22 protein-coding genes and 1 tRNA gene are annotated in these 23,444 nt (G+C 71.1%); 12 read left to right on the top strand and 11 right to left on the bottom strand.

The genetic code is table 11. The features are described 5' to 3' along the window. Position 1 precedes the first annotated feature (1 nt). From BJP60_RS02385 to BJP60_RS02370, 4 genes are all read left to right on the top strand, one after another. Positions 2-253, top strand: a complete 252-nt coding sequence (locus BJP60_RS02385; RefSeq protein ID WP_203137307.1) for a YHS domain-containing protein — start codon at positions 2-4, stop codon at positions 251-253. A gap of 73 nt (positions 254-326) precedes the next feature. Then, positions 327-680 (top strand): metal-sensitive transcriptional regulator, encoded by a 354-nt coding sequence (locus tag BJP60_RS02380; protein ID WP_203137305.1) that lies wholly within the window; start codon positions 327-329, stop codon positions 678-680. A 45-nt stretch (positions 681-725) separates the two neighbouring features. Continuing rightward, a complete protein-coding gene (locus tag BJP60_RS02375; protein WP_203137303.1) occupies positions 726-1,874 on the top strand; it encodes an FAD-dependent oxidoreductase in 1,149 nt (382 codons plus the stop codon). Between the two features lie 126 nt (positions 1,875-2,000). After that, on the top strand, positions 2,001-2,306 hold the full coding sequence (locus BJP60_RS02370; RefSeq protein WP_203137301.1) for a metal-sensitive transcriptional regulator: 306 nt from the start codon (positions 2,001-2,003) through the stop codon (positions 2,304-2,306). A gap of 556 nt (positions 2,307-2,862) precedes the next feature. Here the strand turns inward: BJP60_RS02370 and BJP60_RS02365 are convergent. The 3 genes from BJP60_RS02365 to BJP60_RS02355 form a co-directional block, all read right to left on the bottom strand. After that, the gene (locus BJP60_RS02365) at positions 2,863-3,354 is read right to left on the bottom strand and encodes a universal stress protein (protein ID WP_203137299.1); all 492 of its coding nucleotides are present in this window, start codon (positions 3,352-3,354) and stop codon (positions 2,863-2,865) included. Positions 3,355-3,399: 45 nt separating this feature from the next. Further along, positions 3,400-4,794 (bottom strand): DHA2 family efflux MFS transporter permease subunit, encoded by a 1,395-nt coding sequence (locus tag BJP60_RS02360; RefSeq protein ID WP_238439524.1) that lies wholly within the window; start codon positions 4,792-4,794, stop codon positions 3,400-3,402. A 743-nt stretch (positions 4,795-5,537) separates the two neighbouring features. Further along, on the bottom strand, positions 5,538-6,932 hold the full coding sequence (locus BJP60_RS02355; RefSeq protein ID WP_203137295.1) for an acyltransferase family protein: 1,395 nt from the start codon (positions 6,930-6,932) through the stop codon (positions 5,538-5,540). A 182-nt stretch (positions 6,933-7,114) separates the two neighbouring features. On the opposite strand from BJP60_RS02355, the gene BJP60_RS02350 reads away from it, so the two are divergent. From BJP60_RS02350 to BJP60_RS02340, 3 genes are read left to right on the top strand one after another with little or no spacing between them, the layout of a single operon-like run. Next, positions 7,115-7,786, top strand: coding sequence for a DedA family protein (locus BJP60_RS02350; protein WP_203137294.1), 672 nt, complete (start codon positions 7,115-7,117; stop codon positions 7,784-7,786). Further along, positions 7,783-8,979 (top strand): sensor histidine kinase, encoded by a 1,197-nt coding sequence (locus tag BJP60_RS02345; protein WP_203137293.1) that lies wholly within the window; start codon positions 7,783-7,785, stop codon positions 8,977-8,979. The genes BJP60_RS02350 and BJP60_RS02345 overlap by 4 nt, the downstream gene beginning before the upstream one ends. Next, a complete protein-coding gene (locus BJP60_RS02340) occupies positions 8,976-9,653 on the top strand; it encodes a response regulator (protein ID WP_203137292.1) in 678 nt (225 codons plus the stop codon). Before BJP60_RS02345 ends, BJP60_RS02340 begins: the two co-directional genes overlap by 4 nt. Positions 9,654-9,698: 45 nt before the next feature. Here BJP60_RS02340 and BJP60_RS02335 read toward each other — a convergent pair whose 3' ends face one another. Further along, a complete protein-coding gene (locus BJP60_RS02335) occupies positions 9,699-11,468 on the bottom strand; it encodes a DUF2207 domain-containing protein (RefSeq protein ID WP_238439523.1) in 1,770 nt (589 codons plus the stop codon). Positions 11,469-11,510: 42 nt separating this feature from the next. On the opposite strand from BJP60_RS02335, the gene BJP60_RS02330 reads away from it, so the two are divergent. Beyond that, a complete protein-coding gene (locus BJP60_RS02330; RefSeq protein ID WP_203137291.1) occupies positions 11,511-11,951 on the top strand; it encodes a MarR family winged helix-turn-helix transcriptional regulator in 441 nt (146 codons plus the stop codon). Positions 11,952-12,000: 49 nt separating this feature from the next. Here the strand turns inward: BJP60_RS02330 and BJP60_RS02325 are convergent, their stop codons facing one another. The 7 genes from BJP60_RS02325 to BJP60_RS02295 all read right to left on the bottom strand — a co-directional run bounded on the left by BJP60_RS02325 (position 12,001) and on the right by BJP60_RS02295 (position 17,483). Continuing rightward, positions 12,001-12,663 carry a hypothetical protein gene (locus tag BJP60_RS02325; RefSeq protein WP_203137290.1) on the bottom strand — a complete coding sequence of 221 codons (663 nt, stop codon included), beginning with the start codon at positions 12,661-12,663 and terminating at the stop codon, positions 12,001-12,003. After that, positions 12,660-13,436: a GOLPH3/VPS74 family protein gene (locus BJP60_RS02320; protein ID WP_203137288.1), complete on the bottom strand. Its 777-nt coding sequence runs from the start codon at positions 13,434-13,436 to the stop codon at positions 12,660-12,662. The genes BJP60_RS02325 and BJP60_RS02320 overlap by 4 nt, the downstream gene beginning before the upstream one ends. Before the next feature lie 25 nt (positions 13,437-13,461). Then, complete coding sequence (locus tag BJP60_RS02315) at positions 13,462-14,028, bottom strand: small multidrug efflux protein (protein ID WP_336244360.1); 567 nt, start codon at positions 14,026-14,028, stop codon at positions 13,462-13,464. A gap of 74 nt (positions 14,029-14,102) precedes the next feature. After that, positions 14,103-14,891, bottom strand: a complete 789-nt coding sequence (locus BJP60_RS02310; protein WP_203137286.1) for a helix-turn-helix domain-containing protein — start codon at positions 14,889-14,891, stop codon at positions 14,103-14,105. A 206-nt stretch (positions 14,892-15,097) separates the two neighbouring features. After that, positions 15,098-15,170, bottom strand: a tRNA-Arg gene (locus BJP60_RS02305). A gap of 115 nt (positions 15,171-15,285) precedes the next feature. Continuing rightward, complete coding sequence (locus BJP60_RS02300) at positions 15,286-15,864, bottom strand: asparagine synthase (RefSeq protein WP_203137284.1); 579 nt, start codon at positions 15,862-15,864, stop codon at positions 15,286-15,288. Positions 15,865-16,019: 155 nt separating this feature from the next. Further along, a complete protein-coding gene (locus BJP60_RS02295) occupies positions 16,020-17,483 on the bottom strand; it encodes a glyceraldehyde-3-phosphate dehydrogenase (RefSeq protein WP_238439621.1) in 1,464 nt (487 codons plus the stop codon). Positions 17,484-17,816: 333 nt separating this feature from the next. On the opposite strand from BJP60_RS02295, the gene BJP60_RS02290 reads away from it, so the two are divergent. From BJP60_RS02290 to BJP60_RS02275, 4 genes are all read left to right on the top strand, one after another. Then, positions 17,817-19,664: a MinD/ParA family ATP-binding protein gene (locus BJP60_RS02290; RefSeq protein ID WP_238439522.1), complete on the top strand. Its 1,848-nt coding sequence runs from the start codon at positions 17,817-17,819 to the stop codon at positions 19,662-19,664. A gap of 490 nt (positions 19,665-20,154) precedes the next feature. Next, entirely contained in the window at positions 20,155-20,976 is an 822-nt protein-coding gene (locus tag BJP60_RS02285) for an endonuclease domain-containing protein (protein WP_238439521.1), read from the top strand. 272 nt (positions 20,977-21,248) lie between these two features. Next, positions 21,249-22,784, top strand: coding sequence for a fumarylacetoacetate hydrolase family protein (locus BJP60_RS02280; RefSeq protein WP_203137280.1), 1,536 nt, complete (start codon positions 21,249-21,251; stop codon positions 22,782-22,784). Beyond that, positions 22,781-23,431, top strand: coding sequence for a GntR family transcriptional regulator (locus tag BJP60_RS02275; protein ID WP_203137278.1), 651 nt, complete (start codon positions 22,781-22,783; stop codon positions 23,429-23,431). The genes BJP60_RS02280 and BJP60_RS02275 overlap by 4 nt, the downstream gene beginning before the upstream one ends. The last annotated feature ends 13 nt before the right edge of the window (positions 23,432-23,444 follow it).

The raw sequence follows: 23,444 nt of genomic DNA, 5'->3' as shown, positions 1-23,444 counted from the left end.
GATGAGCAGCTGCTGCAGCACGAACAACACCAACCCGGCCGCCGAGAGCGGCGGCCGGGAGAACCTCCTCGGCGGTGACTCGGATGACATGACGGTCTGCCCGGTCATGGTCGGAACCCCTGTCCGCAAGAAGACCGCCGAGGCGGTCGGCCTTTTCCGCGACTACGAGGGACAGCGCTACTACTTCTGCTGCGCCGGCTGCGGCCCCGCGTTCGACGCCGACCCGGCTAAGTTCGCCGCCAACGTGGCGTAGCCCCCAGCGTGCGGGGTGCCGCGGTGCCGCGGTGCGCTGCGGCGCCCCGCCTCTGATGGGAGCGAACACCAACATGACGAGCACGACGAACGCAACCGAGACCGGCTCCGCCGTCTGTCCGTCGGGAGAAGGCAGCGGCCAAGCCGTCCACGGATACATCAGCGACAAGTCCCGGTACAACAACCGCCTGCGGCGCCTCGAGGGCCAGATCCGCGGCATCGATCGCATGGTCGACGAGGACCGGTACTGCCTCGACATCCTCACCCAGATCTCCGCAGCCACCAAGGCACTCGAGCACGTCGCCCTCGGGCTGCTCGAGGACCATCTGAGGCATTGCGTCCTCGATGCGGCACTCGCCGGCGGGCCACTCCGCGAACAGACGCTGAACGAAGCGATCGAAGCCATCTCACGCCTCGTGCGCTCCTGACGGCGCCGACCGATTACTAACGACCAGCAGTCCAGGAGTTCAGCCATGACCGCACCTCACGTCCTCATTCTCGGGTCGGGCGCCGCCGGGACCTCAGCTGCCCGCACCCTCGTCTCGCGCGACGACGTCCGCGTGACGCTGGTGGTCCGCACCGGCGAGACCCCTTACACGCGGATGCTCATCAAGGGGATCGCGTTCGGCCACACCCCGCCGGATGCCATCACGCTGCCGCTGCCCCAGGCCAAGGTCATCGCTGACACCGTGATCGCTGTCGACACCAGGGCGAAGAAGGTCACGGTGGCTTCTGGTGCGCAGCTCGCCTACGACGTGCTCATCGTCGCGACCGGGAGCGGGCCGCGCTCCGTGCCCCAGGATGTGCTGGGAAGCGACGGCGCCACCGGTCGGGGACATATCAGCGCGCTGCACTCCCTGGAGGACGCGGTCGGCATCCGAGACCTGCTGAGCGGCCTCCGGCGCCCCGCCCGAGTGGCGATCTACGGCGGCGGGATCATCGCAGCCGAGTCGGCCTCGTCGCTTCAAGCAGACGGACACATGGTCTCGCTGATCTCCCGTAGCGTAGTCCCCGGCATCAGAGCGTTCGGTGCGCCGGTGGCCGAACGCCTCGCCGCCGATCACGCAGCCAAGGTGCAGACCCGATTCGGGCGGACTCTCCGGCGTGTCGACGAGACCGGATCCGGCGTCGTCATCGCACTCGATGACGACGACGTCGTCCTCGCCGACTTCCTCCTCGTCGCTCTCGGCACGACGGCGGCAGCCCCGGCACCGTGGACGGGCGGCATCGTCGTCGACGATCGCCTCCGAGCCGAAGAGGACCACGTCTACGCCGCCGGCGGCGTCGCGACGCACCAGGATGAGACGCTCGGCACCTGGCGGCTCGACCATTGGGAGGACGCCGCAGCGCAGGGCGCGCACGCCGCGCAGGTCGCACTGCACGACCTCGGTATCGGCGACGATCCGGGAGCGTACCTGCCGCGTAGCCACTACCTCGCTCTGGTCTACGGTCAGGTGATCTCCGGAGTCGGGTACACCGAGGGAGCCGCCACCCGCCTGGAGGCGGGCGATGACTTCGTCGTCTACCACGAGATCGACGGCGTCCTCGTCGGCGTCACAGGCATCGACGCGGTCGGCACCGTCTACCCGTGGGGGCAGCGACTCTACAACGTGCGGGTCTAAGCCAAGGCGCGAGACTCCACTGCGGGTGCGCCATGCGCCCCGTCAATGGGAAAGCGCGGTCCCTTGATCCCTACCCCATACCCGTATAGGGTTGTACTTCTTGGATCCACGAGTAAGGACATGTCCATGCCTGTCGGCACCGATTCACAGCATCACGGCTACATCAGCGACAAGGATGACTACCTCAGCCGCATGAAGCGCATCGAAGGTCAGGCGCGGGGCATTTCGAAGATGATCGATGACGAAAAGTACTGCATCGACATCCTGACCCAGGTGTCCGCGCTGACCCGGGCCCTCCAGGGCGTCGCGACCGGCCTGCTCGATGATCACCTCAAGCACTGCGTCCTCGACGCTGCGAAACTCAGCGACGATGAGGCGGCGAAGAAAATCAAGGAAGCCACTGACGCCATTAACCGACTCGTTCGCTCCTGACCCGGCCCTCGAGCCGTTGCGCGTCGTAACGTCGCCGCGCGCGATTACCGTCGGCGGCAACCACCCCATGATGCGCTCTCCTGCGCCCAGCAGGCGTCGCAGGGAGCCGACCCCGCGCAACCCGCGTCGCCCTCCCGCGCATGACGAAGAGCCCTTTGGCCTCATGGCGCGTTGACGACGCGCCGACGCTCCTCCTGTCTCGCGCCCTCGTTCTGAGCTCGAGCCGCGCTGCGGGCCTCTTCAACGACGCCCCAGCCTGGCCCTGACTGTGACCCTGGGCCTAAGCGAGATCCCAGGGCGCTAATGAGTGTCGGGTTTCGAACCGGGCGCCGAGTCGGTCGGCGCGCGCTGCGGCCAGGGCTCGGGCCGGTGCAGTTCCTAGCGCTTCGGGAACGAGCGCATCCCGGGCCAACCTAGCCACAACCAATACGGCCACGGCCGGCGCTCCCCGCCCTGTGGGACGACAGAGGGAGGTCGGGCGGTCTTCCCCCGCTGAGGGAAGACCGCCCGATGAGTGTGGAGAAGAAGCGATCCCCTCCGAGAAGGACCGTCAGCCTCAGGCGACGGCGGCTCGCTGTGCGTAGCGCGCTCGCGCCACGGCGTCAGACGGGATCACGAGGGTCGGATGGGCGGTGTGGTGGAGCACATTCGTCGAGGTGCTGCCGAGGACGGTGGCTCTCATCCCGCGCTGCCCTCGGGAGCCGATCACGATGAGCTCGATGTCGAGTTCATCCGCCGCATCGATGATCGCCTCGGATGCGGTCGCCACCGTTGATGAGACCAGTGGCTCGGCTGTGAGGCCCTTCGCCTCCGCGAGCACTGCACCTCCGGCGGCGATCGCCTCTGAAGCGTCGAATGCGGCCCGATCGATTTCGTCGAGCTTCTCAAGGGCGGGGTGGCCCTGGAGGTGCGCCGCGAAGCTCTCCATGGGCTGGCGGGCGTAGAACACGACGGCTCTTGCTCCGGGGAAGAGGGCGGCGGCGGCGTCGACGGCGTGCTTCGCGTTGGGCGAGCCGTCGTAGGCGATCAGCAGTCGCGGTGTGGACATGTTGGTCTTCTCCTTCATGAGATCGGATGCAACGAGGCGGCGCCACTAAGCGCGGCCCAGAGGGTGCGCAGAGCGCTTGGACCGGAAGAACATCGGAACCAGGACCGCGCCGAGGAGAGCGATGATGCCTGCCGCGATGAACGCCGCGGAGTACCCCTGAGTGAGCGCTTCGGGGTCACCGAGCTGTCCCGCACCAAACCCCGCGGCGACGGCTGAGACGACAGCGAGGCCGATCGCGGATCCCACCTGGTAGCTCGTGTTGACGATGCCGGAGGCGAGGCCGCCCTCCTCAGGCGGCGCAGCCGAGATGGCGACCTGCAGGGACGGGATGAACGCGAGGGCCTGTCCGAATGCGACCACGAGCGAGGGCCCGAACGCATCCACCCAGTAGTTGCCCTCAGGACGAATGAACGCCATCCACCCGAGCCCCGCCGCGAGCACCGCAAGACCGAGCACGATCGGAACCTTGGGGCCGACGGCGGCCACGATCCGAGGGGCGAGCACGATCATGCCGAGCATGATCAAAACCGTCATAGGAAGGAGCGCCGCTCCCGCCGGGAACGCGGAGAAGCCGAGCACCTGCTGCAGGTACAGGTTCAGGAAGAACCACATGGGCACCCACGCTGCTCCGAGCAGCACCTGCGCAAGGTTCGCAGCACCCAGATTCGGCGAGCGGAAGATCGACAGCCTCATCAAGGGCTCGCGCTTGACGCGCTGGATGATGAGGAACAGCACCAAAAGGATCACGCCGATCCCGATCGCGACCCACGTCTCCGCCGATCCCCACCCGGCGACCTCGGCGCGCACGATGCCGTACACGAGGGCCGCGAGGCCCAGCGTGACGGTCAGGGCGCCGATCACATCGACGGACCCGCGCGCACCGAGCTTGCCGGCAGGCAACGCCTTCCACATGATGATCAGCACCAGCACGGCGATGGGCACGTTGATGAGGAACACCCACGGCCACGACGCGAACTCCGTGATCACACCGCCGAGGAACACACCCGCTGTGCCGCCGGCAGGGGCTGCCGCGCCGTAGAAGGCCATCGCCTTGGTGAGCTCCTTCGGGTTCGCCCCGAACAGCATCATCAGCAGCGTGAGTGCGGCCGGTGCGATGAGCGCAGAGCCAGCGCCCTGCAGTACGCGACCGATCAGCTCGACCGGGACGTTGCTGGCCAAGCCGGCCACGAGGGACCCGATCGCAAGGACCACCCAGCCCGTGGCGAACATCCTGCGCGGGCCGAACAGGTCCGACAGGCGACCGCCGAGGAGCAGGAGTCCGCCGAGCGCGATCACATAGGCGTTGAACACCCACGAGAGGTCGTGCGGGGTGAAGCCGAGGTCGGCCTGCATGCGAGGCAGGGCGACGCCGATGATCGAGGCGTCCATGATGACCATGAACTGAGCCAGCGCGATGAGGAACAGGCCCCACCAACGCACGCTGCTCGTGGGCCGGACCGCGTCTGACGACCGGACGGTGCTGGTTGGGGGTGACGAGGACATAATTCGATCCGTTCGACTCAAGTTTGGAAGGGGTATGACAACCAGAAGTTATACCCTAGGGGGGTAGGGTAGCAAGCGGATGGAGACCGAATCACAGCTACTCGATTGCTCGACGTGCGCGGCGGGGTCAGCGATGCGGGGACGCGCAACCGATAGCCGCTGCCGTAACCGGCGGACGTCGACCGCCTGCTCCACTGAGCGCTCCGCGACCTGACAAGGGAAAGGGTCAGACCGACTCCGGCTGGACAGGCAAGATGATGCCGGGCTCCACGCAGGGCCGTGAGTCCACGGAGGGGACGTTTGAGTCGCGACAGATGGACAGACACCGGTACGGCGGTGCTGAGACGCGTTGCGGCGCCATGCCGCAGGATTTGCCACTCGCTAAGACCTTGCCAGGTCGGCTGACAAGGTTCGTCAGATCCGTGAGAAGTTGTCAGGTTCGGTGAGACGCGACGTCGGGCGACCGGGATATGAGTCACAGAAAAGTAACGACGAACCCTTGTGCCTCGTTACCGCACCGTTATAGAGTGCTTCCACCGGCGGACGTTTTGCTGTGGCGGTCGCCGGACATGTGATTGCAGGACACTCTTGGTGCAAGGGACAGGGGGCCTGTCGGATGCCTCTCCGACAGGCCCCTCACCATGTCCGCTCTGATCACCCCGAGCGCGTGTCCGGAGCGCTCACGCTCGCACCAGAACCCCGGAGTTCGCAGGAATCCCGGATGTCGCCGGCACCGCTGATCCGCGATCCAGGTGATCTCCGGCGTCCGGGCGGCGCCGGCCGACACGGCCGCCCGCCAGCGCGACGGATGCCGCGATCACCGCGCCGCCCGCCGCCCACACGGCGGCCTCGCGACCCCCGATCAGGATGAGCAGCACGGCGCCGGCCGCCCCGAGCAGCGCCACCGCGGTTCTGCGGCGCGAGACGGTCGCGACCTCGCCGCGCCGCGTGTCCTCGAGCCGCCCGGCGGCGCACACCACCGCGGCCACGCCCACGGCCACCGCCGCCAGCCACAGCGGACGGCTCCCCCACCAATCGGCCGACAGAGGCTCGGGAAGAGCGGCGCCGCCGAACAGCAGCAGGCCCGCGAGGCCGATCAGCACGAGCATGTGCCACGAGTAGATCGTCATCGCCCGACGGTTCATCCCGTCCACCTCGGGGCCGATCCCGGCGAGCGCGTGCAGCCGGCGCAGCCGGGGCCGCAGCAGCGCGAAGCCGCACAGCTGCGCGACACCGAGCAGGACCAGCACGGCCGAGGGCGGATTGAGCGCGGCGAACAGGTCGGGCGACGACAGCCCGGTCGCGCACAGCACGCCCATCGCGACCAGGGCGGTCAGTCCGATCCGGCGCAGGACCGCGGCCGAGGCGCGGTCGACCGTGCCGTCCGCGAGAAGGAAGCCGAGCTGCTGGGCGAGCAGCCACACGAACAGCAGGTTCGCGAACCCGATCCCCTCGACGCCCGACATCGCGCGCCCCATGTCGACGGCCGCGACCGCCGCAGCCAGCGCCGCGAACGTCAGGATCGGGCGGGCGCGGTGCGCGGCGACCATCGGGGGCACCAGTGCGGTGCACAGCAGGTACACGCCGAGGAACCACAGCGGCTGGCCGAGCCGGAAGCCCGCCTCCCCGACGACCTCGGGCGGCACGCCGGCCGCACCCAGGCCGATGAGCAGGGTCGCCGTGGCGACGATCGCGCCCAGCGCGGGCGGCAGCAGGCGCCGCAGCCGCGCGGCGACGTACGAGGCCGCGGTCGCGCCGCGCTCCCGCTGACGCGACCACTGCCCGAAGGCCGAGAACCCTCCCAGCACGAAGAACAGCGGCATCACCTGCACGATCCAGGTGAGGGGCGCGAAGCCGCTCCAGCCCTCCATCGCGTTCTCGAGCACGGGCGCGGCCGCGGTGCCGCCCACGCCCACCATCAGGGCATGCAGGCCGACCACGACCGCCAGGCACACCGCCCGCGCGACGTCCACGGCGCGGTCCCGTGCATCCGCTCCCGCGCCCGGCCCGGTGGGCCGGCGTTCCGCCGCCCCCGGCATCGCGGCCACCGCGATCCGGCTCTCCTGCATGGTCATGGCGTTCCTTCCCGGCAGTCCCCGGTGGCCCGCCAGCGGGAGCATCGCGGCGCGGAGACGCGCGGCGCATCCCGCGCAGGAGCACTCGGATATCCCTCTGAAGTAGGGGTGCGGATGGCCCTTCCGGCCGATGCCCGCGCGAGCGGCCCGCGCGTACCGTCCTGGGAGACCGAGAGGACCCCATGGACGCCATCACCGCCCTGCTGACCGACGCCATCGCGTCACCGCTGATGCCGCTCGTCGTGTTCGCGGCATGCGTGATCGACGGCTTCTTCCCGCCCGTGCCGAGCGAGACCTCCGTCGTGGCGGCCGGTGCGCTGGCGCTGTCGACGGGCGCCGACCCGCTCACGCTCGCGGTCGTGATCGCCGCGGCCGCCGCCGGCGCGTTCACGGGCGACAGCCTCGCGTACCTCATCGGGCGCAGGATCGGCACTGACAGATACGCGTGGATGCGCCGGCCCGCGGTGCGCCGGACGCTCGGCTGGGCGGCGCGGCAGCTCGAGCGCCGCCCGGCTACGCTCATCCTCACGGCACGCTACGTGCCGGTCGGACGGGTGGCGGTGAACACGATGGCGGGCGCGACGCGGATGCCGTACCGGCGGTTCGCGCCGCTGAGCGCCGTGGCGGCGCTCAGCTGGGCGATCGTCTGCCTGCTCATCTCGCTGGTCGCCTCGGCGTGGTTCGGCCACAACCCGATCGCGGCCGCCGTCGCCGCCGCCGCGATCTCGATCGTGCTCGGCGTCGCGGTGGACGGCGTGATGCGGCTGGTCCGCCGTCTCCGTCGTCCGGACGGGCGGGGCGTCACGACGCCCGACCGCGCGGACGTGTGCGAGACCGAGGAGGTGCCGGCGTGAACGCCACCTGGCGGCGCGCGCTGTGGAGCCCGCCGACGCGTCCGCTCGGCTTCCAGGACTGGGTGACGTGGGCGACGCTGGCCGTCGCGATCGCGGCGGTGGGGATCCCGGTGCACGCCGCGGTCCACGGCCTGTGGGTGCCGGCCGCGTTCATCCTCGGGATCGCGCAGGGCGGCAGCATCCTGCTCGCCGGGCTGTCGCCGTGGCTCGGCGCGCTGGTGCACGTGATCTCGCTCGCCGGCATCGCGCTCGGCTCGTCCCCGCAGCTGGCCCCGTGGCCCCTGAGCGTCATCAGCATGATCGCCCTCAGCGCGTTGCTCGTGCTGCTCGGGCTGCATGCCGAGTGGCGGCTGCAGGTGCTGACGTGGGGCGCCGCCATGATCAGCGTCCTCGCGATCGCCGCCGTCGTGACGCTGCAGCGCAGCGACACCTCCGCGGGCAACTCCCTCATCGTCGGCGCGGGCGTCACCGCACTCGCGGCCCTCACGGGCGGGATCGTCGGGCTGCTGCTGCGCCAGGTGCGCACCGCCCGGCACGCGACCGAGCTCGAGCGCGAACGCGTCGCGTGGGCGGCGGAGCGCTCGCGGATCGCACGGGAGATGCATGACGTCGTCGCGCACAGCATGTCGCTCGTGCACATGCGCGCGACCTCCGCACGCTTCCGCCTCGCCGGCCTGGACGACGAGGCCGCGGCCGAGTTCGACGGCATCGCCGAACAGGCGCGCGGCGCGCTGCGGGAGATGCGCGGACTGCTCGGCGTGCTGCGCGAGGAGGGCGACGTCCTCACGGCGCCGCAGCCGGGCCTCGCCGCGCTGCCCGCCCTGATCGAGGCGACCCGCGCGGCGGGCACCGCGATCGATGCGGACCTCGAGGCGATTGATCCGCCGCCTCCGCCGCCCGTGCAGCTCGCGCTCTACCGCGTCGCGCAGGAGTCGCTGAGCAACGCCGTACGGCACGCGCCCGGCGCGGATGTGTCCGTCGCGCTCGCGCTCGTGCGGGGCGAGATCGTCCTGCGCGTCCGCAACAGCCGCGGAGACGGGTTTGTCGCCCCAGCCGACGGCGGCGGCCACGGTCTGCGCGGCATGATGGAACGCATGTCCTCCGTCTCAGGATCTCTCGCGCACGGCGCGGACGAGACCGGCGCCTTCACGGTCGAGGCGCGCGTGCCGTACCCCGCGGGGACCGTGGCGTGACGATCCGCGTGCTCGTCGTCGACGACCAGCAGATGTTCCGGGTGGGGCTGACGTCGATCCTGAACGCGCAGCCCGACATCGAGGTCGCGGGCGAGGCCGAGGACGGCGCTTCCGCCCTGACGCGCGTGCGGAGCCTCCGGCCCGACGTCGTGCTGATGGATGTCCGCATGCCGGGGACGAACGGCATCGAGGCGACGCGTGCGATCCTGAGCGATCCGGTGTCGGCGCATCGCCCGCGGATCCTGATGCTGACGACGTTCGACATCGACGACTACGTCTTCGCGGCCCTGCGGGCGGGCGCGAGCGGCTTCCTCCTCAAGGACGCGACACCGGACGAGCTCGTGGGCGCGGTCCGCACGGTGCACGGCGGCGAGGCGCTGCTGGCGCCGAGCGTCACGCGCGCGCTGATCGAGGAGTTCGTCGGCACGCCCGAGCGGCGCGCGGCGCCGTCGCACCTGCTGTCCGAGCTCACCGATCGCGAGCGCGAGGTGTTCGCGCTCATCGCGGCGGGGCACTCGAACGCCGAGATCGCCGCGCGCCTGTTCGTGTCGGAGCAGACGACGAAGAGCCACGTCAGCCGCATCCTGTCGAAGCTCGGCCTGCGCGATCGCGTGCATGCCGTGGTGTTCGCGTACGACTCGGGACTCGTGCGCCCGGGCGACGGGCGCCGCTGAGCCGCCACCCGCGGCGCCGCTGAGCCGCTGCCCGGGCCGGCCGCGTCACACTCCCCCGCCGCCGCCTCCGCCGGCACCGCCGCCCGCGGAACCGCCGCCCGTCGAGCCGCCCGACGAGCTCGACGTGCTCGTCGCGGAGGACATCGCTCCGACGCTCGACGCGAACGCGGCCGCGTTGAGCGGGCCCGTCCCGGCGTACCAGCCCGGCGCCTCGCCGGGGTACATCACGGCGAGGCGCTCGGCCCACTGCCGCTCCTGCCCGAACACGACCGCGAACGGCAGCAGCCGCTCGTACAGCACGAGCATCTGCCGCGGGTCGTCCACGTCGATCGTGCGACGCTCCGCGCCGTGCGGCGACTGCAGCATCCGGATCCGGTCCTCCTCGGCCCAGTCGATGAACTGCTTCAGCCCGAGCAGGTGATCGCGGATCTCCGCGCCCTCGCTCGTCAGCGGATTGCGCCCCAGGATCACCAGCACGGCGAACAGGCCGAGCAGCGCGAACACGAGCAGCAGGATGGGCACGAGCGGTGTCGTGTACGTCGCGAGCGCCCAGATCCCGCCCGCGATCATGACGACGAAGGCCGCGATGAACAGCAGCAGCGGTGCGATGCCGACGGCGATCCCGCTCCCCCGGCGAAGCGCCTTGTTGCGCTTGCCGGCCCAGCTGATGAGGCTCTGCGCCGCGCTCGAGAATCGCGCGCTGGTCGTGCCGAACGCGAACGTCTCGCCCACGCGCAGGTCGTCGCCGAACAGCCCCTGCAGGACGATCCGGCCGTTCTCGTCCGTGCGCCCGGGGTCGACGAGCTCGGCGGTGAACTTCGCGGTGCCGAAGGCGCCCTTCGACTCGACGATGCGCAGCGCGCCGCTCACGGCCTGCTCGAGCACCTCGGCCGGCACGATCTTCGTCGCCCGGCCCAGGATGGCCGCGGCCGTTGCGGCATCGACGTCGCGCGGCGGCTCGTACTCCGCGATCACGACGGGGCGGCCGGGATCGTCCTGCAGCCGCCGGCGCCGGATCACGACCGCCCAGCCGAGTGCGATCGCGCCCGCCACGCCGCCGCCGATCTGCAGCAGCGCGCCCGGCGACGCGGCGACCGAGGCGTCGAACGGCGTGAACGTGCCCGGCTCAAAGCCGATCGCGAAGGTCGCGGGCTGGAACGGCCGCACGTCGGCGTAGCGGGCCTCGAAGAGCACGGATCCGTCTGCCTGTTCCTGCCCGCGAAGGATCTCGGCGTCGGTCGAGCCGGCGTCGCCCGCGTACGCGCGCGCGTCCCCCGTCAGCTCCCCGGCGAGCGCGGGATCCACCGTGACCGTCGCCTCGACCTCGCCGAACGGCTGCGCCCACTCCTCGCCGAGCACGTCCCAGTAGAACTCTTCGAGCCCGTTGTCCATGGGGCGCGCGACGTTCTCGACCGTGTAGGTGAAGACGTAGGTCTGGCGACCGTGCGCGAACTGCCCCTCCGGCACGGCCGACGTCACGACGAGGTAGCCGTCGTCCGAGTCGGTCTCGACCGGACGCTCCTCGCCTCGCTCGTCCGTCACGGATTCGAGCGTCGGGCGCAGCGGCGTCCAGTCGTCGTCCTGCGGGATCCGGCGCTGCATGCCGCGGTTCTGATCCTGCTCCGGGAACACCGCGACGAACGTCTCCGTGATCCGGGCACGGGCGACGCCGTCGGCGTCACGCGTCAGCTCGATCTGCGCGGTGAGGCTGTCGAACGTGAAGTCCTGCAGGTCCTCCTCGTCGGCCGCCGCCGGCATCGGAATCGCGATCGCCGCCGCGAGCGCCAGGATCAACCCGATCAACAATCGCCTCATGGCCACCACGCTAGGGGGGAACCGCGCCGATACGCTTGGCTCATGGCTGATCGAAGGCTCGCTGTGGAGGCGTGGGAGAGCCTCTTCCGTGCGCAGCACGAGATCTTCGGCGAGGTCGCGTCCGACTTCACCGACACCGAGCTGACGCAGCCCGAGTACGACGTGCTGCTGACCGTCACGCGCGCGCCGGAGATGTCGGCCCGGCTGCGCGACGTCACCGCGAACATGCTCATCAGCCAGCCCAGCGTCTCCCGCCTCGTCGACCGGATGGTCGCGCGCGGTCTCGTCACGAAGTGCTCGGACCCGACGGACGGCCGCGGAGCGCTCGTCACCGCGACCGACAGGGGCGCGCGCGCGTTCCGCTCGATCGCCACGGAGCACGGCCGCTCGATCGCCGAGCGGATGTCGGTGCTCTCCGAGGATGAGCTGCGCCAGCTGCGCGACCTGACGCAGAAGCTGCGCCGCGAGCGTCCCACAGGCTGAGAGGACCGTTCGCTGTGAGCGAACGGCCCTCGACTCCCGGCCGGCGCCGTCAGAGCAGCAGCTGGGTGAGCGGGTGCACGAGGTAGCGCAGCGAGTACGCCTCCCACAGCGCGCCGACGACGAGCAGCGCGAGAGCCGGCAGCGCCAGGAGGCCGAGCCGTCGCAGCCCCTGGACGTAGCCCTGCCGCCGGTTCGCCGCGCCGACGCTGCGGGGCCACAGCCAGTTCCTTCCGAGGAGATACGCGCCGAGCAGCAGCAGCACGTACGCCTGGAGCTCGATCACGAAGGTCAGCGCGTGCGGGATGAGCGCCACCCAGCCCTGCGGCGAGGCGGGTGCGATCGTGATGCCGGTCTCGACGGCCCAGTAGCCGAACAGCGCGAGGCCGGCGAAGGGTACGACGAGGGACGGCAGCACGATCGTCAGCAGCCCGAGCCGGAAGACGTTGACCCCGAGGATGGTGAGCGCGAACAGCGGCGGGACGCTCACGAGCCACCGCACGAGCTCACCCGTGCCGTCCTGCTCCAGGGACGCCGCCCGGGCCGCGTTGAGGTCGGGGAAGGCGACCCCGAGCACGAACCCGACGAGTGCGAGCCCGTAGGCTGCGGCGTTCAGGATCAGGTACGCGCGCCGGTTCTCGCGGATCACCCGGAACGGACGGCGCCAGAGCGGATCGCGCGCGGCTGAAGCGACGGAAGCGAGCGGAGATGTCATCGATCGGCCCTTCCCGTCATGTGCGCGGCAGCACGGCGGCCGCGGCGATGACGTTGTTCACGATGGGTGGCGGTCATCGTGCGCGCCACGGCCTCGGCGGCGGCTCCGGCACCCCAGTTGCCCCGCTTGAGCTCTTCCGCGCGCGCGATCACCGGCGACGTCCACGGGATCGCCGGATGGAACTGCGGCAGCGTGCCGCTGCCGTACAGCAGCGCGGCGAGCGCCGCGGTCCGGGGCGACGGCTCGGTGCCATCGACCAGCACCCCGCGCACGTCGCCGACGAGCTCTGTCCGCCGGCCGCTTCCGCCGTCCTCGAGGACGGCGGCGTCGAACAGCCCCAGCACCCTGCGGGTTCCGCGCCGGATGTCGCCGCGGTCGACGAGCCGATCCAGCACCGGCCCGCGCAGCGTCGGACCGACCGCGGCGAGCACCGCCTGGACGCCGCGGGGCTTCTCCGCGATGTGATCCCAGGCGGCGCCGAGCAGAGGATCGGCCGGCCGACGCCCCTCGATCGCCTCGACGGTCACCGCCCCGCCGCGGCCCTCCGCCGTGCGGATGTGCTCCCCGAGCGCGAGGTCGGCGAGCACGGCACCGCCGAGCGCGTAGAAGAGGATGTTCTCCCCCGCGATGCTGCCGCTGCTCCGCTCTGCCCCGGAATGGGGCTGGAACAGGAGCAGCAGCAGGTCCTCGGCGAGGGTCGGGGCGCCGAGGCCCGCGCCGTCGCCGCCCGTCTCGGGCTCGTCGGCCGTGGATCGTCCGGTTCGATCGTTCATGCTGTCTCCTTCGAGTTCGGGAGGATCACGCGAGGATCAGGAAGTGGAGGGCGAGCCATCCGGACACCGTGGTGACGGTCGTCCACAGGACGATCGCGACGCCCTGCCACAGCAGCACCCAGCCGCGCGCCGTGCCGGACGCGATCAGGATCGCGGATGTGAAGTGCGTCGGGATCGCGAGCGGGCCGAGGATGCTCGCGCCCGGGACGCCGAACCGGACGAGCCACTTCTTGAAGCGGGCACGTCCCTTCGACTCGGGCTTGGCGGGGGCGACCTCCACGGCCGTCAGGGTCGCGACGCCGCCCGCCCCCTCGGCGACGGCGGTGCTGCGCGATCCTCGCCGGCGCATAGCGGCGGCGCGGGCCCGGGAGCTCACCGCGACGACGACGAGCACGGCCAGGAAGTTGCCGATCGCGGCCGCGATGCCCGCGACGAAGGGGTTCACGCCGCCGATGACCCCGATCATCGCGGCTCCCTCCGCTTCGATGAACGGAATCGCGGCGGCGACCGTCACGATGAGGGGCTGGACGAGCTCCGGCACTCGGGCCACGAGCTCCTGGAAGTGGATGACGAGATCCCCGAAGGGGTTCACGATGGGATTCCTCACTGTGAGATGGCGTCGACTTTCGACCCGATCCCAGTAGAGGGCGTGTTCTCAGAACATGGTCAAGCGCTGGGAGCTCCGGCGGCGCCGGAAGGCTCGGAAGCGGCCTCGTCGCCCGCCGCGTCCGCCGCCTCGAGCATCCGGTGGGCGATCATGCTGGCGCGATAGAGGACCTGCAGCTGAGCGGGCCGGTAGAGCTCGACGACGGCCTCCACGAAGGTCTCCGCCGTGGCCAGCGGGCTCTTCTTCAGACGCGCCACCGGGTCTTTCAGCCACGGGTAGTCGCGCAGGCTCTGCGCGAGGTCGGGAGCCAGCCTCTCCGCCAGGTTCTCGCGCGTCGCCTCGTCCGCGTCCTCCGGGAGCTCCTCGAACTCCCGCTCGACATCCGCGGGGTACTGCTCGACCATCTCCCGCACGTCGTCGAGAGCCGCCTGGTCGTACAGCTGCGAGTAGATGTGGATCATCGAGGTGTCCGACTGCGACAGGCGCATCGCCACCGACTCGAAGCCCGCGGGCACGTCGGCGGGTGCGCGCTCGCGCAGGATCGCCGCGATGTCGGCGCGCGCCTTCTGCAGGCGGTCGATGCTCGCGGCGAGGTCGGCGTCGAGGTCGCGCAGGGCCGCGAGCGTCGGCTCGCCACCGGCCTCGACCGCGCCGATCTGCGCGAGCGGCACACCGAGATCGGCCAGCCGCCGGATCCGCAGCAGCCGCACGAGGTGGCTCACCGAGTACTGCTTGTACCCGTTGTCCTCGCGGTCCGGCACATCCAGCAACCCGAGCCGGTGGTAGTGGCGGATGGTGTTCACGGTCGTTCCGGCGAGCAGGGCCAGCTCGCGAGTGCTCCACGCCACGTGGTTCTCCTCCGGTGGGCGGTGCGCGCGTGCGCACCAGGCTCTGCCGCCCGCCTCCGCGCGACTCCCGACGGCGGGGCGTTGCGACTCTGTCGGACGCGAACAGCGCGGGCATGGGCGACATTCCGTCACCGCCGAGCCGGCCGGGGAAGCAGAAAAGGCCTCCGCCGAAGCGGAGGCCTTTTCGTCACTGTCTCAACACAGTGTGCGCCCGAAGGGACTCGAACCCCTAACCTTCTGATCCGTAGTCAGATGCTCTATCCATTGAGCTACGGGCGCTCATGCGCGGATCCGGGGATCCTCACCGTTGCCGTGGCAACCCGTCTACTGTACATCATCGCCGAGCATGGTCGCGAATCGGGGCGGCTACGCGAGCACGCCCGGGCGCGTCGGATCAGGACGGCGCGCCGGTCGTCTCGCCGGCCGCCGCCTTGCGCTTGCGGCGGGCCTGCGCCGACAGCTTCTGCAGGTCGACGAGTCGCAGCGCCTGCATGCGCGCATCGCGCATCTTCTCGTAGTCCGGGTCCTGCTCGGGACGCATCGCCTCGACCCGCAGGCGGCCCTGCAGGTTGGTCTCCACGTCCTGCCACGCAGCCCCGCGCGCACGCTCCACAAGGTCGCGCAGCTGCTCGGAATCCTCCGCCAGCGCGCGCAGCGCCTTCGCCACGCCCGCGTACTGCTTCGCGCGGCGTCGCAGGTTGCGCACGTCCCGATCGCGGTAGTCGTGCGTCCCGTGCGGCTGGGTGTGCCGACCCCAGGCCGCCTTGCGCGCGCGGGACATCGCGTCGGACGCGGCATCCTGCTCGTCCGCGAGCGCGATGAGCGCATCGCGCGCCGTGCCCGTGAAGTGCTGCGGATCGAACGACTCGCCCAGCGAGATGGTGCTCACCAGGATCGCGTTCTTCACCGACAGCCGCGCTGCAGCGAGTGCGATGGCCACGCCCTCGTCGACAGCATCGGCGTTGCGTCCCATGGCACCTCCCCTCAGCGATCCGGCCGTCGGCGATCAGCGATCCGGCCATCGGCGATCCGGCGTCGTCCGACCTGTCATCGGCACGATCCCGGACGGAGCGGACCGGGTGATCCGCCCCTCTCCAGGGTAGTCGGCGCGGCGACGTCGACCGAGGCTCAGACGCCGGCGGGGACGCGCTCCGGCGCGTCGGAGATCGGATCGGCCGGCTGCGACGCGACGGCGTCCGCGATCACCGGCTCGCGCTCCGGCAGCACGCGCGGGTGCGCGCCCGCCATCTTCTCGAGCACGCGCACGACCTGGCACGAGTAGCCGTACTCGTTGTCGTACCAGACGTAGAGCACGACGTTCTCGTCGTCCACGATCGTGGCGAGCCCGTCGACGATGCCGGCCTTGTTGTTGCCGACGAAGTCCGTCGAGACCACTTCGGGGGACTCGATGTAGTCGACCTGCTGGCGCAGCGGCGACGTCAGCGACACCTGACGCAGGAAGCCGTTCAGCTCGTCCTTCGTCGTGGGGCGGCCAAGCTGAAGGTTCAGGATCGCGAGGGACACATCGGGGGTGGGCACGCGGATCGCGCTTCCCGACAGCTTGCCCGCGAGCTGCGGCAGCGCCTTGGCGACGGCCTTGGCGGCGCCGGTCTCCGTGATCACCATGTTCAGCACGGCGGATCGGCCGCGCCGGTCGCCCTTGTGGAAGTTGTCGATCAGGTTCTGGTCGTTCGTGAAGGAGTGGACCGTCTCGACGTGGCCGCGCACGACGCCGTACGAGCCGTCGATGACGCCGAGCACGGGCGTGATCGCGTTCGTTGTGCACGACGCGGCCGAGACGATTTGGTCGTCCGCCTGGATGTCGTCGCCGTTCACGCCGTACACGATGTTCTTCAGCGCACCCTTGCCAGGGGCGGTGAGCAGCACGCGGGCGACCCCCTTCGAGCGCAGGTGCTGCGACAGCCCCGCCTCGTCGCGCCAGCGGCCCGTGTTGTCGACGACGATCGCGTCGCGGATCCCGTACTGCTCGTAGTCGACGCTGGCCGGGTCGTCCGAGTAGATGATCTGGATCAGCGTGCCGTTCGCGAGGATCGTCTCGTTCTCCTCGTCGATCTCGATCGAGCCGGCGAAGGGCCCGTGCACCGAGTCGCGGCGCAGCAGGCTCGCGCGCTTCTTCAGGTCGGAGTCGCCGCCCCGGCGGACGACGATCGCGCGCAGGCGCAGACCGGATCCGTTGCCCGCGTGCGCGAGCAGGATGCGCGCGAGCAGACGCCCGATGCGCCCGAACCCGTAGAGCACGACATCGGTCGGCTGCGGCGTCTCGGCGTCGATGACCTCGGCGAGCTCCTCGCGGAGGAATGCGTCGATGTCCGCCTGCTCGTACGAGCCGCCGCGCTCGTCGTAGCGGGAGACGAGGCGCGCGACGTCGATCGACGACGCGCCGGGGCCGATCCGGTCGATCGACTCGAGCACCGCGAGCGTCTTGACGGGGTTCAGCACGTCGTCGCCGTGCAGGCGTGCGAAGCGATGCGCCTTGACGATCTCGATCGGCGAGCGGTTGATGAGCCGGCGCCCGTGGATGGACGGCACGATGCCGTGCGTGCGATACAGCCGCCCGATCAGCGGGATCATCCGCTCGGCCAGCTCCTCGCGGGCGACCCACTCCGCCCGGTGCTGCTCAATGCTGTGCGCCTCGAACTTCTCGCTCACGCTCGCTCATCACTCCTTCGTCGATGGCCGGCGGATCGCGCCGACGCTGCTGCCCTTCGAGCGTACGAAGCAGATCCGGTCGATTTCCTCGCACAGCGGGCACAAGAATTCCCGATCTTTCGTATCGTGCAGGATCGAGGCGCCTCCATCCCCGAAAAGCCCTGCGACTTCCAGGGGGTTGACCCGATCCCCCTCGCTGGGGTGGGATTGCGGGATTCCGCCCTGACCTGGGCTCCCCCGACGGGAGGAGTGACGATGCCCGCTTCCGAGACAGCGATGCTCGTGGCGATCGTGAAGGAGGACGGATCCGCCGCGATCGCGGCCGGCGCCGATCGGACCGAGTTCGACACCTCGAGCGTCGAGGACGGACGCCACGCGATCATGATGCACGCGATCGCCGCGGCGCAGGAGCGCGGCGAGGCCGTGCGCCTGCGCGTCACGGAGCCCGATGGGTCCTGGCCGCTGATCGTGCATGCCGACGGGAACGTCGAGCCCGACGAAGACGCCCGGCTGACGCCCCTTGCGGTCCCGGACACCGTGCAGGAGGCTGCGGAAGACGCGGCTGAGGAAGCAGTGGACGACGCAGCGGAGGGCTCAGCGGACAGCGAGGACCCGAGCGCGGCGGAGGCTGCGCCATCGCCGGATCCGGCACCACCACGCCCCGGCACGCCTCTCGCGACGCTCGCGGACATCGCGTACGACGACGCGGACGACGACAGCGACGTCGTGGACGACCCGAGCCCCGAGCCGCCCACGCGCCGCCGGCAGCGCGAGTCGACGGACACGCGCCCGGTCGGGGCGGCGCCTCAGCCGATGTCCGCCGCCTTCACGCCCAAGGCCACGGCGTCGGTCGACCCGGTGACGGCTCCCGCGACGCCGAGCTCACCGCCGTCGGCAGCCGCTCCGTCGGCGCCCGCTCCCGCGCGATCCGCCGGACCCGAGTCGGTCCGATCCGCCCCGTCCGATCCGGCCCGATCGGCGCAGCCCGCGCCGACCACGGCCGCGAGCCCGGGCACCGATCCCATCGACGTCTTCGCCTCGCTGCAGGCGCCTGGCGAATCGTCCGACCTCCGTGCGACACGGACCGAGGCACCCGTGCGGCAGCGCGGGGAGGGCGATGGGCGCCGGCGCAGCGAGCGGCCGGTGCGCACCCGCAGGGAGTCGCCGCCCGACGGACGTCGCTCGTTCCTGACGCCCGAGCACGCGGAGGAGCCCGCCGAGCGCGGCTGGCGCGGCTTCCTCGTGCGGGCGGGCGTGCGGGTGCCGCCGAGCGCCGAGGAGCGCGCGGAGCGCGCGGACATGTCCACGGTCTCGCAGCATTGGCCCGGCCCCCGCACGATCGCGATCGTGAACGCGAAGGGCGGCAGCGGCAAGACCCCGACGACGATCCTGACCTCCGCGGTGTTCGCGCGCTACGGCGGCGCGGGCGTCCTCGCGTGGGACAACAACCAGACGCGCGGAACGCTCGGCTGGCGCACCGAGCAGGGGCCGCACGACGCGAGCCTGCACGATCTGCTGCCCGAGACGGATCGCCTGCTGTCCGCGCAGGCGCAGTCGGCCGACCTCGCACACTTCGTGCACCACCAGACGCGGGACCGCTACGACGTCCTCCGCTCGCGCCCGATGCTGCTCGCCGACGAGCAGCGCATCAAGAAGGAGGACATCGACCGGATCCACTCCGTCGCCGCCAAGTACTACCGCCTCATCGTCATGGACTCCGGCAACGACGAGTCCGACCCCATGTGGCGACGGATGATCGACCTCGCCGACCAGATCGTGATCGCCACGACGACGCGGGCCGAGCATGCCGAGGCCGGCGCGCTGCTGCTCGAGGCCCTGACCGATCGCGACGAGCGCTCGGCGAGGCTGGTCCGGCAGTCGGTCGCGGTCGTGAGCCAGGCGGATCCGCACGCGAGCGCCGCAGAGGTCCAGAGCGTCGTGGACGGCTACCGCGCCCTCTCGCGGGAGGTGGCCGCGATCCCCTACGACCCCGCGATGGCCGGCGGCTACCTGCACTTCAGCGCGCTCCGTCCGGCGACGCAGCGCGCCTGGCTCGCAGCCACGGCCGCGATCGCCCGCGGCCTCGGCCCGCAGCCCACCTGATCCCGCCCGACCCGGGGCCTCGCCCCGTCCGCGTCTTGCTGCTCGCCTGGATCCCGGAGTCCGCCCGAATCCCGGATCGTCCGCGCGCGTCGCCTCCGAGATCCTGGTGATCTCCGAATCTCTGGCGAGGGCGCTCAGCTCTGCGGAGTCCGTTCCCAATCCGCATGTCCCGCGCCCTCAAGTCCGCCCGGATCCCGGCGTTCACCCGAACCGCGGATCATCCGCGCCCTTCAGATCCGGGATCCTGGCGAACTCCGGATCTTTGGCGAGGGCGCCGGGTTCGCGGAATCCCCCGGATCCCGGAGTCCACCCACATCACGGATCATCCGCGCCGTTCGCCTCCGGGATTCGGGCGGTCTCCGGATTTCCGGCGCAGCCGCTCGGACAGGCAGGATTCCGCCCCTCGTCCACAGCCACGGAAACACTCCGGACCTCACGCGGAGCTGTGGACAGCGACGATGCGGGATCGCCCACGCGGCAGGGTCGTTTCGTGGACCTTGTGCAGGATGTGGCGTCGCGAGGCGGTGTGGTGCGGATGCGCACGCTGCTCGCCGCGGGAGTGAGCCGGCATGCCGTGCGGAAGGAGCTGGCGCGGGGCGCCCTCCTCCAGCCCAAGGGAGGCTGGGTCGCGCTGCCCACCGCGGATGTGGAGCTGCGCCTGGCCGCCGAGCTCGGCGTCGTGCTCACGTGCGTGACCGCGGCACGTCGCCACGGCCTCTGGACCCTCGAGGAACGCGAGCGGCACGTCGGAGCGTCGCCGCACCACCGGCTTCCGCGCGCGACGTCGGCGCACGTGCACTGGGCTCGACCGGTCATCCCCCGAATCCCGGACGCCCTCGAGGATCCGCTCATCAACGCTCTCGTCATCCTGAGCGCCTGTCAGCCGAGGGAGGCGGCGCTCGCGGCCTGGGAGTCCGCGGTCCGCAAGCAGCTCGTGAACCTCGATGCGCTCCGCCGCCTCCCCCTCGCCAGGACGCTGCGCGATCTGCTGCTCGACGTGCATCCCTATGCGGACGCGGGCGGCGAGACGATCGTGTTCGACCGGCTCAGGTGGCTCCGACTTCCCATGCATCGCCAGACCTACATCGCGGGGCATCCGGTGGATCTCCTCATCGGCGACCGGCTCATCATCCAGATCGACGGCGGGCATCACGTCGACGCGCAGCGCCTGCGTGACAACGAGCACGACGCGCGACTGCGCCTCATGGGCTACACCGTCATCCGCATCGGGCACTGGCAACTGCTGAACGACTGGGCGACCGTGCAGGACCTGATCCTCGGCGCGGTCGCACAAGGCCATCACCTCGCCTGACCCCGGATCGCCGGCGTGCAGACCTCCCCGATTACGGCGACGACCAATACTCCTTTCCTCGGCTTGCGGCCACGATCCCGAAGTCCGCCAGGAACCCGGTGTTCGCCAGGAACCCGGATGCGCCAGCGCTCGCGACTCCGCGATGCGCGCGAACTCCGCGATCCCGGCGAGGCGCCCACCGAACCACCCCTTGACACCCCATCCGGATCGTATATTATTTCAGATACGACGCTCCGGACCCGCGGAGCCGGACGAGAGCAAAGGAGCTCGGTGTGACCCATCTGGCGACCGATCCCCGATTCGCGGCCCTGCCCGCCGTGCCGGGCAAGATCATCGCGGTGCACCTCGCGTACGAGTCCCGCGCCGCCCAGCGCGGGCGCCGGCCCGCGGCTCCCTCCTACTTCTTCAAGCCTGCGAGCTCGGTCGCGGCGACGGGCTCTGAGATCGAACGCCCCGCGGGCACCGAGCTGCTGGCGTACGAGGGCGAGATCGCGCTCGTGATCGGCACCGCGGCGCGCAACGTGCCGCTCGCGCAGGCGTGGGACCACGTCGGCTGGGTCACCGCCTCGAACGACTGGGGCCTGTACGACCTGCGCGCCAACGACAAGGGCTCGAACGTGCGCAACAAGGGCCGCGACGGCTACACGCCGCTCGGCCCGCAGCTGATCGACGCCCGCGGGGTCGACCCGGAGGCGCTGCGGGTGCGCACGTGGCGCAACGGCGAGCTCGTGCAGGACGACACCACGTCCGCGGGCCACCTGATCTTCCCGCTCGCCCAGTTCGTCGCCGACCTGTCGCAGCACTTCACGCTCGAGGTCGGCGACGTCATCCTGACCGGCACGCCCGCGGGCTCCTCGGTCGCGGTGCCGGGCGACGTGATCGAGGTCGAGGTGGACGCCCCGGATGCCCCCGGCGCGCCGTCCAGCGGCCGTCTCGTCACCCGCGTGGTCGAGGGGGCCGGAGAGTTCGACCCGGAGCTCGGCTCGCTGCCGTCCGTGAACGACCTGCAGCGCGAGGAGGCGTGGGGCGACCGCACCGCCGCCGGCCTCCCGCCCGAGCCCGGTCCCGTCCTGACCGACGCGCTGCGCGCCAAGCTGCTCGAGGCCCCCGTCGCGGGCCTGTCGCAGGCGCTGCGGCAGCGCGGCATCCGGTCGATCTTCCTCGACGGCCCGAAGTCGGACACCCCCGGCGCGAAGCTCGTCGGCACCGCCAAGACCCTGCGCTTCGTGCCGCTGCGCGAGGACCTCTTCCAGAAGCACGGCGGCGGCTACAACGCGCAGAAGCGCGCGTTCGACGCGGTCGAGCCGGGCGAGGTCATCGTGATCGGGGCGCGCGGCAACGCCGGCTCCGGAACGCTCGGCGACATCCTCGCCCTGCGCGCGCAGGCACGGGGAGCCGCCGGCATCGTGACCGACGGCGGCGTGCGCGACTACGCCCAGGTGGCTTCGTTCGACATCCCGGTGTTCTCGCAGGGCGGCCATCCGGCGGTGCTCGGCCGCTATCACGTGCCGTGGGAGCACGACGTCACGATCGCGTGCGGCGGCGTCACGGTGCAGCCGGGCGACATCATCGTGGGCGACGACGACGGCGTGATCGTGATCCCGCCGGACCTGGCGGAGGAGGTCGCCGACGCGACGCTCGCGCAGGAGGCCGAGGACGCCTGGATCGCGACCCAGGTCGCGGCCGGTCATCCGGTCGACGGCCTGTTCCCCCTGAATGCCGAGTGGCGGGCCCGCTATGAGGCCGAGACCCGCAGCGCGGAAACCCGCGGCGCGGACGCCCCCGATACCCAGGGCGCGGCCGGATGACGACCGTCGAGAGCGCGAGCAAGTCGCAGCGCGCGTACGACTGGATCCGGCAGCGGATCTCGCAGCGCGAGTACGGCCCCGGCTACCGCCTGGTGCTGGGCCCGATCGCGGACGCGCTCGGCATGAGCGTCGTGCCGGTGCGCGAGGCGATCCGCCGCCTGGAGGCCGAGGGTCTCGTCGAGTTCGAGCGCAACGTCGGCGCCCGGGTGGCACTGGTCGACCGCGCCGAGTACGCGCACTCGATGCAGACGCTCGGCGTCGTCGAGGGCGTCGCGACGGCGCTGTCCGCTCCCCTGCTCGGCGGCGCGGACCTCGATCGCGCCGCGGCCGTGAACACGCGGCTCGTCGCGCTGCTCGACGACTTCGATCCGATCGCGTTCACGCGGCTCAACCGAGAGTTCCACTCGGTGCTGTACGAGCCGTGCCCCAATCCGCACATCCTCGACCTCGTGCACCGCGGCTGGACCCGCCTGCACGGGCTGATCGACTCGACCTTCGCGTACGTGCCCGGCCGCGCGCACGAGTCGGTGCGCGAGCACGCGGAGATCCTCGAGCTCATCCGCTCGGGGGCCGACCCGCTCGAGATCGAGATGGCCGCGCGACAGCACCGCTGGCGCACCATGAACGCCTATCTGGCAGACCACTGACCCCCGACGGAGG

The sequence above is a fragment of the Microbacterium sp. JZ31 genome, assembly GCF_016805985.1.
Lineage (GTDB): Bacteria > Actinomycetota > Actinomycetes > Actinomycetales > Microbacteriaceae > Microbacterium.
Note: the sequence above shows the minus strand (reverse complement) of the source record. Positions and strands in the feature narration are given on the sequence as shown.